This window comes from Massilia sp. BGA-UO-ETr-WB1, from assembly GCF_059567845.1.
Map to the genome: position 1 here is coordinate 538,746 of NZ_JCAQOT010000024.1, position 15,820 is coordinate 554,565.

Annotated in this window: 16 protein-coding genes; 14 read left to right on the top strand and 2 right to left on the bottom strand. The window is 69.8% G+C overall.

Going from position 1 to position 15,820, the window contains the following annotated elements:
- Window positions 1-172: 172 nt before the first annotated feature.
- Window positions 173-1,102, bottom strand: coding sequence for a LysR substrate-binding domain-containing protein (locus tag AC56DV_RS15590; RefSeq protein WP_496315186.1), 930 nt, complete (start codon window positions 1,100-1,102; stop codon window positions 173-175).
- Window positions 1,103-1,208: 106 nt separating this feature from the next.
- Between AC56DV_RS15590 and AC56DV_RS15595 the strand changes: the two genes are divergently transcribed.
- Window positions 1,209-2,429 (top strand): HD-GYP domain-containing protein, encoded by a 1,221-nt coding sequence (locus AC56DV_RS15595; protein WP_496315187.1) that lies wholly within the window; start codon window positions 1,209-1,211, stop codon window positions 2,427-2,429.
- A 16-nt stretch (window positions 2,430-2,445) separates the two neighbouring features.
- On the opposite strand, the gene AC56DV_RS15600 is transcribed toward AC56DV_RS15595, so the two are convergent.
- A complete protein-coding gene (locus AC56DV_RS15600; protein ID WP_496315188.1) occupies window positions 2,446-3,495 on the bottom strand; it encodes a GGDEF domain-containing protein in 1,050 nt (349 codons plus the stop codon).
- A gap of 380 nt (window positions 3,496-3,875) precedes the next feature.
- Here AC56DV_RS15600 and AC56DV_RS15605 point away from each other — a divergent pair, with 380 nt between their 5' ends.
- From AC56DV_RS15605 to AC56DV_RS15665, 13 genes are all read left to right on the top strand, one after another.
- Complete coding sequence (locus AC56DV_RS15605; protein ID WP_496315189.1) at window positions 3,876-4,055, top strand: Flp family type IVb pilin; 180 nt, start codon at window positions 3,876-3,878, stop codon at window positions 4,053-4,055.
- A 58-nt stretch (window positions 4,056-4,113) separates the two neighbouring features.
- The gene (locus tag AC56DV_RS15610; protein WP_496315190.1) at window positions 4,114-4,650 is read left to right on the top strand and encodes an A24 family peptidase; all 537 of its coding nucleotides are present in this window, start codon (window positions 4,114-4,116) and stop codon (window positions 4,648-4,650) included.
- An 87-nt stretch (window positions 4,651-4,737) separates the two neighbouring features.
- Complete coding sequence (locus AC56DV_RS15615; RefSeq protein ID WP_496315191.1) at window positions 4,738-6,126, top strand: DUF8689 domain-containing protein; 1,389 nt, start codon at window positions 4,738-4,740, stop codon at window positions 6,124-6,126.
- The gene (cpaB, locus tag AC56DV_RS15620) at window positions 6,123-6,959 is read left to right on the top strand and encodes a Flp pilus assembly protein CpaB (protein WP_496315192.1); all 837 of its coding nucleotides are present in this window, start codon (window positions 6,123-6,125) and stop codon (window positions 6,957-6,959) included. The genes AC56DV_RS15615 and cpaB overlap by 4 nt, the downstream gene beginning before the upstream one ends.
- 7 nt (window positions 6,960-6,966) lie before the next feature.
- Window positions 6,967-8,454: a type II and III secretion system protein family protein gene (locus tag AC56DV_RS15625; protein WP_496315193.1), complete on the top strand. Its 1,488-nt coding sequence runs from the start codon at window positions 6,967-6,969 to the stop codon at window positions 8,452-8,454.
- Window positions 8,451-8,759, top strand: a complete 309-nt coding sequence (locus AC56DV_RS15630) for a hypothetical protein (protein ID WP_496315194.1) — start codon at window positions 8,451-8,453, stop codon at window positions 8,757-8,759. Before AC56DV_RS15625 ends, AC56DV_RS15630 begins: the two co-directional genes overlap by 4 nt.
- A complete protein-coding gene (locus tag AC56DV_RS15635) occupies window positions 8,756-10,189 on the top strand; it encodes a pilus assembly protein TadG-related protein (protein ID WP_496315195.1) in 1,434 nt (477 codons plus the stop codon). Before AC56DV_RS15630 ends, AC56DV_RS15635 begins: the two co-directional genes overlap by 4 nt.
- Window positions 10,186-10,647, top strand: coding sequence for a hypothetical protein (locus AC56DV_RS15640; RefSeq protein WP_496315196.1), 462 nt, complete (start codon window positions 10,186-10,188; stop codon window positions 10,645-10,647). Before AC56DV_RS15635 ends, AC56DV_RS15640 begins: the two co-directional genes overlap by 4 nt.
- The gene (locus AC56DV_RS15645; protein ID WP_496315197.1) at window positions 10,637-11,239 is read left to right on the top strand and encodes a TadE/TadG family type IV pilus assembly protein; all 603 of its coding nucleotides are present in this window, start codon (window positions 10,637-10,639) and stop codon (window positions 11,237-11,239) included. Before AC56DV_RS15640 ends, AC56DV_RS15645 begins: the two co-directional genes overlap by 11 nt.
- Window positions 11,240-11,283: 44 nt before the next feature.
- The gene (locus tag AC56DV_RS15650; RefSeq protein ID WP_496315198.1) at window positions 11,284-12,459 is read left to right on the top strand and encodes a CpaE/TadZ family protein; all 1,176 of its coding nucleotides are present in this window, start codon (window positions 11,284-11,286) and stop codon (window positions 12,457-12,459) included.
- A 22-nt stretch (window positions 12,460-12,481) separates the two neighbouring features.
- Window positions 12,482-13,849 carry a TadA family conjugal transfer-associated ATPase gene (locus tag AC56DV_RS15655; RefSeq protein ID WP_496315199.1) on the top strand — a complete coding sequence of 456 codons (1,368 nt, stop codon included), beginning with the start codon at window positions 12,482-12,484 and terminating at the stop codon, window positions 13,847-13,849.
- A 31-nt stretch (window positions 13,850-13,880) separates the two neighbouring features.
- Entirely contained in the window at window positions 13,881-14,870 is a 990-nt protein-coding gene (locus AC56DV_RS15660; RefSeq protein ID WP_496315200.1) for a type II secretion system F family protein, read from the top strand.
- 11 nt (window positions 14,871-14,881) lie between these two features.
- On the top strand, window positions 14,882-15,817 hold the full coding sequence (locus tag AC56DV_RS15665; protein WP_496315635.1) for a type II secretion system F family protein: 936 nt from the start codon (window positions 14,882-14,884) through the stop codon (window positions 15,815-15,817).
- Window positions 15,818-15,820: the final 3 nt, after the last annotated feature.

The window sequence follows — 15,820 nt, forward strand, 5'->3', positions numbered from 1 at the left end:
TGGTTCAGCCGTAACGCCGCCGGTGGGCGGCATTACCAATGTTTCAGTGTAGGGCTTAGTTGACGTATACGGAAATACCGAATGCCGATGGGGGTATAAGAAAAAATGATGGAACTGCGCTGAAATTAACCCTGACCCCATTTGTCGGTGGGGAAACGGGGTGGGCGCGTTGTTAGAGCAGGCGGGCGCCGAGCCAGTAGTGGCTGTGGCACAGGTCGGCCGCCACCTGGCAGGCCAGGCGGCTGACGGCGGCGCCGGCGTTGGTGAGGGGGATGTTCTTGGAGCCGCACAGCACCACCGTGCGCGAGATCGACGGCTGTTCTATCGGCAGGGCCACCATGGCGCCGCGCTCGATTTCCGCCAGCACCGGCGCCACCGGCAGGATGGTGGCGCCCATGTCGGCGAGGATGGCCGATTTTAGTATGGCGATGGAGTTGATTTCAATGACGTTGGCGGTGGCCAGCCCGGCGCCGCGCGCCACGCTTTCGATCCGGGGCCGCACGCCGTGCTGCGCGCCGGGCAGGATCAGCTGGGCCGCCAGCGCCTGCGCCAGCGTGACCTTGCTGCGCCCTTCGGCCCAGGGCGAGCCGGCGCGGCAGATGAAGCGCAGTTCTTCTTCCACCAGCGGGGTGCAGACGAAGGGCGACAGCTGGCCGTCGTCGAACAGCACGGCCAGGTTGACGCGGCCGGACTTGAGCTGCTCGGCCAGGTTGCCGGTCAGTTCTTCGGTCAGCTGCAGGGTGATTTCGGGGAACTGCGCGCGCGCGGCCGACAGCAGCGGCAGCGCCAGCGCGCCCGAGATGCTGTGCGGCAGGCCCAGCGTGACGCTGCCGCTGGGCCGCTCGGCGGACTGGGTGACGGCCGATTTGGCGTCCGCCACCTGTTTCAGGATGGCTTGCGCGTGCTCGTAGAACACCTTGCCGGCGTCCGTGCTGAGCACGCCCTGCGCGGAGCGGTGCAGCAGCAGGGCGCCCAGCTCTTCTTCCAGCTGGCGCAGCTGCTGCGTCAGCGCCGGCTGCGCCACGTGCAGCACCGTGGCCGCGCGCGACAGCGAGCCGTGGTCGACGATGGCGACGAAATAGCGGAGTTGGCGTAATTCCATGTGGCGTGGCTGCTCTGTTCAGGACAAAAGTGTAAATCCGGTGGGAAACTATTTGTTATACTGATTCTAACCTCTCCCATCGTCCATCGCGTCCGCAGGCCCATGTATGCTTAAGAAAGTCGATTCTTCCCAGCTGGCAGTGGGCATGTACATTCATGACCTCAGTTGCGACTGGATGACCCATCCGTTCATCCGCAACCGCTTCGTCATCAGCAGTGAGGAGGAGATCCGCAAGATCATCAAGGCCGGCATCCACGACGTGGTGATCGACAGCGCCAAGGGGCTGGACGTCCAGGACGCGCCCACCTTGGAGGAGGCCAACGTGGCCACCGAGCGCGAGCTGACCGAGCTGGCCGCCAAGCCGGCGCAGGTGACCCGGGTGTCGCTGGGCGAGGAGTTGGCGCGCGCGGCGCAAATCCGCCACCAGGCGTCCAGCCTGGTGCGCACGGTGATGCGCGACGCGCGCCTGGGCAAGGCCATCGAGATCGGCCAGGTGCAGCCGGTGGTGCAGAACATCACCGAGTCCATCCTGCGCAATCCGGGCGCGCTGGTGGGGCTGCTGCGCATCAAGAACAAGGACGACTACACCTTTCTGCATTCGGTGAGCGTGTGCGCGCTGCTGGTGGCGTTCTGCAATTCGCGCGGCATGGACCCTGAGGTCACCCGCCAGGCGGGCCTGGGCGGTCTGCTGCACGACACCGGCAAGGCGCTGGTGCCGGACGCGGTGCTGAACAAGCCGGCCGCGCTGACGGACGAGGAGTTCGCCGTCATCCGCAAGCATCCGCAGGACGGTTTCGACATCCTGCGCCAGTCGCCGGAGGTGAGCGATATCGCGCTCGACATCACGCTGCACCACCACGAGCGGCGCGACGGCAGCGGCTATCCGAACAGGCTGTCCGGCGACGCCATCAGCGAACTGGCGCAAATGGCCGCCATCGTCGACGTTTATGACGCCATCACCGCCGATCGCTGCTATCACAAGGGCATGTCGGCGGCCGCCGCGCTGCGCAAGATCTATGAGTGGAGCAAGTTCCATTTCAATCCGCAGTACGCGCAGGAGTTCATGCGCTGCGTCGGCATCTATCCGGTGGGCACCATGGTGATGCTGGAGTCGGGCCGCCTGGGGGTGGTGGTCGAGCCGCACGAGACCAATCTGCTGGCGCCCAAGGTGAACGTGTTTTTCCACACCAGGAACAATGCGTACATCAAGCCGGAAACGGTGGACCTGGCGCGCGGACTGGGCTTTGGCGGCGGCGACAAGATCGTCGGCCACGAGTCGCCCGCCAAGTGGAACGTCGATCCGATGCGGTTCTTGACCCTGGCCTGACCCTGGCGGCCGGTTCTTAGAAGAACTCGGCCTCGTCGTTCGACTCGATCACCTGCAGCAGGCCGCCGCTGACCAGCTCGTCGTAGTGGCACACCTGGTTGCGGCCGTGGCTCTTGGCGTAGTACAGCGCCTGGTCGGCCTGTCCGAGGATGATCACCGGCGCCTGGTAGGCGCTGATGCTGACATAGCCGATGCTCACCGTCACCTTGCCCACCTGCGGGAATTCGTGCGTTTCCACGTTGGCGCGGAAGCGGTCGATGATGCGATGCGCGTTGTCCTGCGAGGTCGAGCGCAGCAGCACCACGAACTCTTCGCCGCCGAAGCGGAACACGCGGTCCTGGGCGCGGAAGGAGGAGGTCAGCAGGTTGGCGATCAGGATCAGCACCTCGTCGCCGTACAGGTGGCCGAACTTGTCGTTGACGTGCTTGAAGTGGTCCACGTCGACCACCGCCAGCCATTGCTTTTCCTGGTCGTTGTGCTGGCGCCGCTCCTGCTCGCCCGGCGGCAGCGCCAGCGCGTCCTGCTCGGCGGTGCTGGCCTGCAGCATCTTGGCCAGCTGGTCGTCGAAGGTTTTGCGGTTGAGCAGGCCGGTCAGCGAGTCGCGCTCGCTGTAGTCGAGCAGGTTCTGGAAGTTGCGGTACACGCTGACGATGCCGCCCACGATGTGGATGGTCTCGCTGGTGTAGGGCGTGGGGTTGACGATTTCCAGGCAGGTGTTGGCCTTGTCGCCCAGCCAGATCGGCAGCCACAACGTGTGGTTGCCGTCGGCGTCGACCTGGTCGGCGGACTGCTGGTGGCGCGCGATGCAGTCGGCCAGCGCGGGGAACTGGCTGATCGGCTCGCCGGCGCAGGACGGATCGGCGTGCTCTTCCATGCGCGCCGGGCTGCCGCACACGATGATGGCGCGCGGACGCACGAAGATCTGGCCGCGCACCGAGGTCAGCGTCAGTACGCGGGTCTGTCGCGCGCCAGCCAGCTCCTGGACGGCGGATATAACCGACACGTCCAGCATCGTGTGATCGCGGTGGCCAGTCATGTCCACCATGTGTTTCAGTAGGGAATCCATCGTCGTTCTCTGATCACGGCACCAAGGCGTACAGTGCTCATAAGCACGAGGCCTTTCCAAAAGACAGCTAAGTAGAATAATACCTTTTTGTATTATAGGCAATTCCGGCGTGCGATATTTCTGCTAAAACGCCACGATTCTACCTCCCAATGACGAGCGCAAGCGCCCGCCACTGCGGCCATCTCCCGAAAGTTTGATTTAAAACAGTTTCGTTCATACCACAGTTGGCGCGCCGCCCACGCCAGAATAATTCCGTGCGGAAAACTTGCGCTCAATCAACGTCCCAAAAACTAGCCGGAATATAGTGGTTTCAATGGCCGCCGGACTGCAGACCGGGCCGCGCCAGGGCGTAGCTTTGATTTCTTTTCAAGGGGTACATCATGAACAGCTTTATGCAGGCAGCCCGTCATTTCGCCCGGGATGAGGAGGGTATCACCGCAATCGAGTACGGCTTGATCGCGGCGGTCATGGCCGGTGCGATTGCCGCCGCGTTCGGTCCGCTCAGGACCGCCATCGAAGCCGCTTTCGACGAGATTGTCGACGCCATGTCCGTCACCTGACGCGCGGCCGGCGCGCCGGTGTTCCGGTCCGGCGCGCCATTTTCGCCGGGAGGCCCCGATGTGGACTGCTACCGAAGTGTTGTTGTTGTGGCTGGTGCTGCAAGCGGCGGTCACCGACCTGGCGCTGCGCAAGATCCCGAATGTGCTGGTGCTCAGCGGCCTGTTGCTGGCGCTGGCGCTGCACTGCCTGGCCGGGCCGCCGTGGGCGCTGCTGACGCAGTGGCTGGCGGGCATGCTGGCCGGCTTCGCCCTGTTTTTGCCGTTGTACCTGCTGCGCGGCATGGCCGCCGGCGACGTCAAGCTGATGGCCATGGTGGGCGCCTTCACCGGCCCGCTGCAGGCGCTCGACATCGCCCTGCTCAGCTTTGCGGCGGGCGGCGTGCTGGGCCTGGCGCTGCTGGCCGCCAGCGGCCAGTGGCGGCGCGGCCTAGCCAACTTGCGCGCCATGCTGCTGCCGCTGCTGCTGCGCATGGCCGGCGTGCCGCTGCAGCCGGTGCCGCTGCTGCCGGGCCAGAGCGTGGGCGGCATGCCCTACGGCGTGGCGGTGGCGCTGGGCACCGTGGGCGTGGTGCTGGCGCCGCATTGGCGTGCCTAAGCTTGTTGTAGCTCAATATCCGCTTTGCAAGCCATTGCTAGTATCGATTCCTCACCGCAACACTCATCCACTTGTCAGGAGAATCGCATGATGGACTTTGCCACCGCATTGCCCGCCACCCGCAGCGAGGAGGATGAGCACGGCGCGCTGCTGCCGCAGCAGCCCCGCACCGTGCGCGAGACCGGGCTGGAGCTGCAGCTCGTCGTCGAGCTGGCCGCCAAGGCCATCTACGTTGCCGGGCGCACCCATCTGCCCATCCTGGCCACACGGCTGCGGCTGTCCATCAATGTGCTGCGCGAGGCGCTCGACTTCATGGTGGCCGAGCAGCTGGCCGAGGTGGCCTGGCGCGGCGACGCCGACATCGACGTGCAGTATCAGCTGACCTCGGCCGGCAAGCAGCGCGCGGCGGGCTGGCTGGAGCGTTCGCCCTACCAGGGCCCGGCGCCGGTGACGCTGGAGGCCTGGCGCGCCATGGCGGCGCGCCAGGCGCCCCGGCTGCCGGTGCCCAGCGCCGAAGACGTGGAGGCGGTGTTCGGCGAGGCCGGCCTGGAGCCGGCGGTGCGCAACCTGATCGGCGCGGCCATGCACGCCGGCCGCTCGATGCTGCTGTACGGGCCGCCCGGCAGCGGCAAGAGCACCCTGGCGCGCAAGCTGGGCCGCCTGCTGCAGGGCACGGTGCTGGTGCCGCACGCGGTGGCGGTGGGCCAGGAGATCGTGCAGCTGTACGATCCGGCGCTGCACCTGCCGCCGGCGCTGCCGCCGGGCGCGGCCGGGCGCCAGCCGCTGGAGCGGCGCAGCACGGACGCGCGCTGGGTGCTGTGCCAGCGCCCCGTGGTGCAGCTGGGCGCGGAGCTGGACGAGTCCATGCTGGAGCTGCGCCATGACGCATTCTCCGGCTGCTACCAGGCGCCGCCGCATTGCAAGGCCAGCCACGGCCTGTTCATCATCGACGACCTGGGCCGCCAGCGCATGGCCGCGCCGGCCCTGCTGAACCGCCTGATCCAGCCGCTGGACGCGGGCCAGGACCAGCTGTCGCTGCAAGGCGGCCACAAGTTTTCCATGCCCTTCGGCGCCATGCTGGTGTTCGCCACCAACCTGGCGCCGCAGACGCTGCTGGACGGTTCGGCGCTGCGCCGGCTGGGCTACAAGATCCACGTCGGCGCGCTGAGCGAAGCGAGCTACCGCACGCTGTTCCGGCAGCAGTGCCGCGCCGCCGGCGTGGCGCTCGACGATGCCGGGCTGCGCTACCTGATCGAGCAGCTGCACCGCGGCAGCGGCCAGCCGCTGCTGGCCAGCTATCCGCGCGAGATCCTGGGCCGCATCGCCGACTTCGCCGGCTACGCGGGCCAGGCGCCGCGCCTGACGGTGGCGGCGCTGGACCAGGCCTGGTCCAGCATGTTCGCCGCCTGCCCGGCCCCGGCCGGCCAGGCCGGGGACGAGACCGAGCAGGCCTTGCTGCGGGCGAGGGCGCCATGAAAAACCGGCGCGCTTACCTGATGCTGGGGCTGGCGGTGGCGCTGGGGCTTGCGGCGGTGCTGCTGGCGTCGCGCTGGCTGCTGCGGCAGACGCCCGGCGCGGCCGGCCGCATCGTGGTGGCGGCGGCCGACGTCAACCTGGGCCAGCGCCTGGCGCCGGACATGTTCAAGCTGGCCGACTGGCCGGCCGACGCGCTGCCGCCGGGCGCGCTGCGCGATCCCGCTAAGCTGAACGGGCGGGTGCTGAAGACCAGCGTGCTGCGCGGCGAGCCGTTGAGCGAGGCCAAGCTGGCCCCGGCCGGCACCCTGGGCGGGCTGTCGGCGCTGATCGCCGAGGGCAAGCGCGCCATCACCGTGCGCGTCAACGACGTGGTGGGCGTGGCCGGTTTCACGCTGCCGGGCAATTTCGTCGACATCATCGTGCATACCCAGGCCGGCGAACGCCAGCACGAGCGCGACATTTCCAAGATTGTGCTGGAGCGCATCCTGGTGCTGGCGGTGGCGCAGGAAGTGAGCCGCGACGATACCAAGCCGCGCGTGGTCAACGCGGTGACGCTGGAGGTGACGCCGGAACAGGCCGAGCACCTGGACCTGGCGCGCAGCGTGGGCAGCCTGTCGCTGGCGCTGCGCAACCAGGTCGATCCCAGGCCGGGCGTGACCGGCGGCGCCACCAAGGGCTCGCTGCTGGGCATCCAGGAGCCGGCCCCGCCAGCCGAACCGCCGCCCGCATCCGAGCCGGCCCGCCCGGCGCCGCGCGCCCAGCTGGCGGCCGCGCCTGCGCGCCACTGCATCGGCGTCATCAACGGCCTGCACAGCAGCCGCGAATGTTTATGAGGCGCCCATGAAAACCTTGCCTATCCTTGCCGTGCTGGCGTGCTGCGCGCAGCCGTCCCTGGCCGCGCACGCGGCTGCCGCGCCTGCGGCCAGCGGGCCAGCCGCCGCCGCCGGGCCGGCAGCCGCCCCCGCACGCGCCGCCCCCGCCGGCAGCGACGGACCGCGCTGCTCGGGCGAGGCCCCGGCGCAGCACAGCATGGCGCTGCAGCCGGGCAAATCGACCCTGCTGCGCCTGCCCGAAGCGGTGGCCAGCCGCACCATCGGCAATCCGGCCGTGGCGCAAGCGATGCTGGTGGCGCCGGACACGCTGTACCTGGCCGGGGTGGACATCGGCAGCACCAACATGGTGGTGCAGGGCAAGAGCGGCAAGTGCAGCCTGATCGACCTGGTGGTGGGCATGGACGTGGCCGGCCTGCAGGCTTCGCTGGCGCAGCTGATGCCGCACGAAAAAAACATCCGCGTCACGGCGGCGGCCGACGCGCTGGTGCTTAGCGGCACCGTGGAAGACGGCGTCACCTTGATGAATGTGCTGGAGCTGGCGCACGCCTATGTGCGGCGCCCGGTGCAGGCGCTGGCCATCGCGCGCAACGCGGAGGACAAGGCGGCCCCGGCCGGCCCGGCGGCGGCCACGCCGTCGGGCGCGGTGCCGGCGGTGGCGGGCCTGAGCTTGAGCCGGGTGGTCAATCTGCTGTCGGTGACGGCGCCGCAGCAGGTGATGCTGGAGGTGAAGATCGCCGAGGTGTCCAAGACCCTGCTCGACAAGCTGGAGGCCGGCGTGATGCTGCATTACGCCGGCGGCGGCTGGGCCGCCACGGTGCTGTCCAACTTCCTCACCGGCACGGCCGGCGGCCGGCTCGACCTGAGCCGGGGCGACAAGCGGCGCATCACGCTGGACGCCGAGCACAAGGACGGCCTGGTGCGCATCCTGGCCGAGCCCACCGTGATGGCGATCAGCGGCCAGGAGGGCAGCTTCCTGGCTGGCGGCAAGATCTTCATCCCGGTGGCGCAGGACCGCGACAAGGTGACGCTGGAGGAAAAGGAGTTCGGTGTCGGCCTGCGTTTCACGCCCACCGTGCTGGCCGGCGGGCGCATCAACCTGAAGGTGGCGCCGGAAGTGTCGGAACTGTCGCGCGAGGGCGTGGGCATTTCGGCCAACGGCTTCAACGGCGCCGCCATCCTGCCGCTGATCGCCACGCGCCGCGCCACCACCACGGTACAGCTGTACGACGGCCAGAGCTTCGCCATCGGCGGGCTGATACGCAATACCCAGAACACCAGCGTCAAGGGGCTGCCGCTGCTGGGCGAGTTGCCGGTGCTGGGCGCGCTGTTCCGCAGCACCGATTTCCAGCATGACCGCAGCGAGCTGCTGTTCGTCATCACCGCCCACCTGGTCAAACCTTTGCCGCCCGGCCAGCCGCTGCCCACCGGCAGCATGGCGCCGCCGGAGCGCGGCGAACTGTTTCTGGGCGCCCGCCCGCAAGGAGCACAACCATGATGCGCCCGCCGCTATCCGTACTGTTGCCCGTGCTTGTTCCCATGCTGCTGTCGGGCTGCGCCGCCGGGCGCGCGGCGCAGCCCGCGCCGGCCGTGCCGCCGTTCGGCAGCGCCACCCGCGCCGCGCTGGCGCTGCAGATCGCCAATCCGGACGCGGCGCGCCAGGCCCAGGCCCAGGGCCACGGCCAGGCGGCCGGCATGGACGGCCGCGCCGCCGGCCAGGCGCAGGGGCGCTACCAGAAGAGCTTTGGCGAAGCCGCGCCTCAGCAGAGCAATTTCATCATCGGCGTGAGCGGCGCAAAATGACACGCCGCGCGCCCGCCGTCCGCCGCGCCGCCGCTGTCCGCCAGCGCGGCGTGATCACCATCCTGGCTGCGCTGCTGCTGCCCGTGGTGCTGTGCGCGGCCGGCGTGTCGCTGGAACTGGCCATGGTGTACCAGCGCCGGGTGCAGCTGCAAAACTTCGCGGACGCGGTGGCGCTGGCCGCCGCGCGCTCGCTGAACGGCACGCCGGCCGGCATCACCGACGCGGCCGCGAAAGCCGCCACCGCGGCCGGGGACCAGACCCATTTCGGCGCCACGCTGGCCTGGGACCCGGCCGCGCTGCGCTTCAGCGCCGCGCCCGACGCGCCGGACGCCGACTGGCTCGACGCGGGCCAGGCCGCTGCGGCCCCGGCCGGCGTGGCCTTCGTCAAGGTCGACACCAGGGAGCTCGCTGTGGCGCCGGTCGGCACCGCCTTTCTCGCCCTGGTGGGCGGGGCCGGGCCGGTCACCGCCGCCGGCCGCGCCGTGGCCGGGCGCGCCGGCACCAAGGTGACGCCGCTGGCCATTTGCGCCATGGGCGACCCCACCGGCGTGCGCAACAATCCCGGCGGCGGCGGCACTGCGGAACTGCTGCAGTACGGCTTCCGCTTCGGCGTGTCCTACAACCTGCTCCGGCTGAACGCCGCCAAGGACACCACCACGCCGGAGTACTTCCTGGTCGACCCGATCCAGGATGGCGGCGCCGGTCCGGCCGGCCCCGTGGACCATACCGCCGACGCGGTGCTGGCGCCGTTCATGTGCAGCGGCACGGTGCAGCTGCCGCGCGTCAGGGACGCCATGCTCAAGCTGCGGCGCCCGGCCGGCTTCACGCTGGCCCCGCAGCTCAATTCCCGCTTCAGCCAGTACGACACCGGCGCGCTGGCCTGTTCGCCGGTGGCCGCGCCGCCGGATACCAATGTGCGCGAGTACAACAGCGCGGGCAGCTGGATGGCGAGGGCGCCCAACAGCGCCAGCGCGGATCCCGCGCCCCAGGACCCGAACGAGCGCTACAACACGGTGGCCGACCGCGTCAGCGCACCCAACGCGGAGGCCTATGGCCCGCTGTGGGCGTACGGCGCGGCGCGCCTGTCGCCGGGCGGCGGCGCCATCAACCGCAACCGCTGGACCTACCTGTACCCGGTGGCGAGCGGCCCGGCGCCCAGCGCGTCGTCCTACCCCTCGGGCACGCCGTACACGCAGACCACCGTCGCCTATTTCCTGGCGCCGTCCCAGCCCGGCGTGGCGCTGCGCCGCATGCTGGTGGTCCCGCTGCTGGAATGCCCGGTGGCGGCCGGCGCGACCGCCCAGGCCAGGGTGCTGGCGCTGGCGCAGTTCCTGATGATGGAACACGCCGGCGCGGGCGGCGTGCGCGGCGAATTCGCCGGCGTGGTGGACGAGAGCGCGCTGGCCGGCGCGGTGGAGCTGTACCGGTGAGGGCGCCGCGCTCCAGCCGCCGGGCGCGCGGCATCATGGCGCTGGAACTGTCCATGGTCATGGGGATGCTCGCCATCGTCGCGCCCTGCCTGATCGTGCTTGGCAACGCCATGCGCCAGCACGTGGTGATGGAGAAGGTGGCCTATCAGAGCGCGCGCCAGCTGGCCACCATGCCGCGCCAGCAGATGTCCAAGTATGCCAGCTACCAGCAGGCGCGCGCGCTGCTGGAGACGCAGGCGATGGCGGCGCTGGCCGGCGCCGGGGTCGACACGTCGGAACTGACCTTCGAGGCCGGCTGCCTGACCGGCAGCTGCGGCTCGGTCAATCCGCCGCAGCAGGTGAGGGTGAGGATCACGACGGTGCTGTACCCCACCAAATGGGGCGCGGCGACCGGCTGGCTGCTGGGTTCGGGCGGGCTGGAGCTGCAGGCGGTGGTGGTGCTGCGCTATGAAAACTGAACGCCGCCGCGCCGCCGGCGCGCTGCTGGTCGAGCTGGCGCTGGCGCTGCCATTTTTCCTGCTGTTCATGTACGGCCTGCTGGAATGCACGCGCCTGGTTTATCTGTGGACCACGCTGCAGGAGGTCACGCGCGGCGCCGCGCGCGCCGCCGCCATCGCCGACTATACCGACCCGGCGGCAACGGAGGCGCTGCGCCGGCGCGCGCTGTTCCGTCCCGGCGGCGGCGCCTTGCCGATGGCGCCGCAGCTGGAGATCGGCCATCTGCGCATCGAGTACCTGTGGCAGGACGCGGCCGGCGCGCTGCAGCCGGTGGCGGCCGCGGCGCGCGCGCCGTGCCCGGCGCTGAACCGGCTGTACTGCCTGCGCAATCCGAACGGCAGCGATTGCATCCGCTACGTGCGCGCCAGCGTGTGCGACCCGGCCGACGCCGGCAGCTGCCAGCCGGTGCCGTTCCAGCCGCTGCTGCCGCTGCCGCAGCTGAACTGGCAGGGCCTGGCGCTGCCGCCTTCGGCCACCACGGTGCGCGCCGAAGCGCTGGGTTACCAGCCGGGCAGCGCGCTGTGCGCCGCGCCTGCCCCGCCGCCTCCCTGAGTGGCGCGCCAATAACGAAGCAAGACTCATGCGAAGGAAGACCTATGAAAGCCTTGATGATTAGCCGGGACAGCCTGCTGCACGCCGAGGTGGCGGCGCAGGGATCGGCGCGCATGCCGGCGGTGCAGCTGGTGGCCACGCGCCAGGGGTTGCGCGACGCCGTCGAGCGGGTGCTGGCCGAGCCGCCCGAACTGGTGATCTTCGACGCCAGCGACGTGGCGCCGGAGGAGGCCGAGCTGGTCGAGCGGCTCGGCAAGCACTACCCGCGCGCGTCCTACATGATGCTCACGCGCGAGCCGCAGCAGGACCTGCTGATCCGCGCCATGCGCGCCGGCATGCGCGAGGTGCTGCCGCTGCCGCTGGTGCACCGCGCCTTCCACGAAGCCATGGACCGCATCGAGGTCGAGACCGGCGTCACCCGTATGCGCGACGGCAAGGCGCTGGCCTTCATCTCCTGCAAGGGCGGCAGCGGCGCCACCTTCCTGGCCACCAATTTCGGCTACGCGCTGGCCGTGCTGGCCGAGCGCAAGGTGCTGCTGATCGACCTGCACGGCCAGTTCGGCGACGCCACCTTGTACGTGTCGGACCAGAAGCCGGCCATGACGCTGTCCGACATCTGCGCCCAGATCGCGCGCATGGACGGCGCCTTCCTCGATTCCTGCCTGGTGCACGTGACGCCCAACTTCGGCGTGCTGGCGGCGGCCGACGACCCGCACCAGGTGTCCGGCATGAAGCCGGACCACATGGACGCCATCCTGCGCGTGGCGCGCCAGCATTACGACTACATCGTGCTCGACGTGGGCCGCCAGATCGACGCCATCTCGCTGCGCGCGCTCGACAGCGCGGACGCGATCTACCCGGTGCTGCAGCTGGCGCTGCCCGACATCCGCGACGGCCGCCGCCTGCTCGACATCTTCCGCTCGCTCGGCTATCCGGGCGAACGCATCCGCCTGATCGTCAACCGCTACGAGCGCGGCGGCAAGCTGCGCCTGGCCGACCTGGAACAGGCGCTGGGCGCGGAGGTGATGCACACGGTGCCGAACGACTACCTGTCGGCCACCGATTCGGTGAACCAGGGCGTGCCGCTGCTGCAGCTGTCGCGCAGCAGCCCGGTGGCGCGCAGCCTGGCCGACCTGGTGGAGCTGGTGACGGCGCGCCGGGTGCCGGAAAGCAAGGGCTTGTTCGACCGCCTGTTCGGCCGCAACGACGCCGAGCTGTAACCGTCCATTCGAGGAGAGCGACATGAGCTTACGTGAACGCCTGGCCAGCGGCGATGAAACCCGGGGCGCCGGCAAGGTGGTGGGTTTGCAGCCGGGGCTGATGGGCAGCCTGCCGGACGCGTCCTACCAGGAGCTGCGCAAGACCATGCACCAGACCATCCTGGACCGCATCGACCTGGAGCGCCTGAAGCGGCTCACGCCGGAGCAGTTCAAGCACGAGCTGGCGCTGCTGGTGCAGCGCGTGATCGAGGACGAGCGCATCGTGCTGAACCAGCAGGAGCGGCACCGCCTGGTGCTCGACATCCAGCACGAGATGCTGGGCTTCGGCCCGCTCGAGCCGCTGCTGGCCGACGCCGGCGTGTCCGACATCCTGGTCAACACCTGGTGCAAGGTCTACGTCGAGCGCGCCGGCCGGCTGGAGCTGACCCCGGTCACCTTCCACGACAACGCGCACCTGATGAAGATCATCGAGAAGATCGTCTCGCGCGTGGGGCGCCGCATCGACGAATCGAGCCCCATGGTGGACGCGCGCCTGCCGGACGGCTCGCGCGTGAACGCCATCATCCCGCCGCTGTCGATCGACGGCCCCATGCTGTCGATCCGCCGCTTCGCCGTGCAGCCGCTGACGGTGGCCAACCTGCTGGCCTACAAGAGCGTCACGCCGCCCATGGTGCAGGTGCTGGAGGCGCTGGGCCACGCCAAGATCAACATCCTGATCTCGGGCGGCACCGGCAGCGGCAAGACCACTTTGCTCAACGTGCTGTCCGGCTTCATCCCCGGCAGCGAGCGCGTGGTCACCATCGAGGACGCGGCCGAGCTGCAGCTGCGCCAGCCGCACGTGGTGCGCCTGGAGACGCGCCCGCCGAATATCGAAGGCAAGGGCGAGGTGACGCAGCGCGCGCTGGTGCGCAACGCGCTGCGCATGCGGCCGGACCGCATTATCCTGGGCGAGGTGCGCGGCGCCGAGGCGGTGGACATGCTGCAGGCCATGAACACCGGCCACGAGGGCTCGCTGGCCACGATCCACTCCAACACCCCGCGCGACGCCTTGTCGCGGCTGGAGAACATGGTGGGCATGGCCGGGCTGACCCTGACTCCGCGCGCCACGCGCCAGCAGATCTGTTCGGCCATCACGGTGGTGATGCAGGTGTCGCGCCTGACGGACGGCGCGCGCAAGCTGGTCAGCCTGCAGGAGATCACCGGCATGGAGGGCGACATGATCGCCATGCACGAAATCTTCCGTTACGAGCAGACCGGGGTGGACGCCGACGGCAAGGTGCAGGGCCAGTTCCGCGCCACCGGCGTGCGGCCGCGCTTCGCCGAGCGCCTGCGCCTGTTCGGCGCCGCGGTGCCGGACAGCGCGTTCGACCCGGACAAGATCTACGAATAGGTTCGACGAACAAACCAACCGGGAGAAGCTTATGGATCTGGTCTTCACGTCCTTCGCGGTGCTGCTGTTCGCTGCCGTGATCCTGTTGATCGAGGGCGCCTGGCTGTGGTGGTCCGGCACCCACGGCGGCGGCGCGCGCCGCATCGCGCGGCGGCTGGAACTGATGGCGGCGCGCGGCGACGGCGGCATGGCGCCGCGCGTCACCATCCTCAAGCAGCGCCGCTACAGCGCCGCGCCGTGGCTGGAACAGCTGCTGCGGCGCGCGCCGCTGCTGCCGCTGACGGCGCGGCTGGACCGGCTGCTGCTGCAGTCCGGCCTGGGCTGGAGCGTGGCGCGCCTGCTGGGCGTGCAGGGCGCGCTGCTGCTGGCGGCCGCCGCGCTGCCGCCGCTGGCCGGCTTGCCGCGCCCGGCGCGCCTGCTGGCGCTGGCGGCGGCCGCGCTGGCGCCGGCGCTGCTGCTGTACCGGGCCCGCAGCGCGCGCCTGGCCAAGCTGCAGGAGCAGCTGCCCGAGGCGGCCGACTTCCTCAGCCGCGCGCTGCGCGCCGGGCACTCCTTCGCCAACGTGCTGCACATGGTGGGCAACGAGATGCCGGAGCCGATCGGCAGCGAATTCCGCATGGCCTACGAGGAGATCAACTACGGCGTGCCGATGAACGAAGCCTTGCACAACCTGGGCGCGCGCATTCCGCTCACGGACTTGCGCTACCTGGTGATCGCGGTGCTGATCCAGCGCGAATCGGGCGGCAACCTGGCTGAACTGCTGGGCAATATCTCGCGCATGGTGCGCGCCCGCCTGCGCCTGCTGGCGCAGATCCGCGTGCTGTCGGCCGAGGGCCGCATGTCGGCCTGGATACTGGGCCTGCTGCCGCTGGGAACCATGGCGCTGATGTCGCTCACCAGCTACCAGTACATCAGCCAGCTGTGGACCGACCCGGCCGGCGTGAAGCTGCTGTGGTACGGCGCCGCCGCCATGCTGGGCGGCCTGCTGTGGATGCGCCAGCTGATCAGGATCCGCATATGAGCGCCCTGGGAATGGCGCCGGGCCAGCTGCTGTTCCTGCTGGTGGTGTTCGTGGCGGTGGCGCTGGTGGCGCTGGCCACCATGCTGCTGCTCGCGCCGGGCGCGCTGCGCCAGCGCCTGGCCGCGCACGCGCAGCCCGAAGGCGGCGCCGAAGCGCCGTCCGGCTGGGTGGAGCGCGCGGCCAAGGTGGCGCGGCCTTTCATGCGCCTGTCGCTGCCGGAGGAGGGCTGGGAGCATTCGCCGCTGCGCACGCGCTTCATGACGGCCGGCTGGCGCCACGCCTCGGCGCCCACCTTCTACTTCGCCGGCAAGAGCGTGCTGGCGCTGCTGCTGCCTGCGCTGCTGGCGGCGCTGGCCGCCGGCCTGCAGGGCGGCGCCGTGGGCGGCGGCTGGCTGTACTTCCTGCTGGGCGCCGCGGCGCTGGGCTACTACCTGCCGAACGCGCTGCTGGCGCGCACCGCCGCCGCCCGCCAGCGCGACATCTTCGAGCACCTGCCGGACGCGCTGGACCTGCTCACCGTGTGCGTGGAAGCGGGCCTGAGCCTGGAGCGCGCGCTGGCCAAGGTGGCCGGCGAAGTGCATCTGAAGAGCGTGGTGCTGGCGCAGGAGCTGCAGCTGGTGCTGATGGAGATGCGGGCCGGCTTCAGCAAGGAGAAGACCTTGCGCAACCTGGCGCTGCGCAGCGGCGTGGAGGATGTGGATACGCTGGTGGCGATGCTGATCCAGTCGGAGCGCTTCGGCACCAGCATGGGCGATTCGCTGCGGGTGCATGCGGAGAACCTGCGCAGCAAGCGCAGCATGATGGCCGAGGAAGCGGCGGCCAAGATCGCGCTCAAGCTGCTGTTCCCGCTGATCTTCTGCATCTTCCCGACGCTGATGATGGTGCTGCTCGGACCGGCCATGCTGCAAATGTCCAGGGTGCTGCTGCCGGCCGTGGGGGCGCGCTAAGAA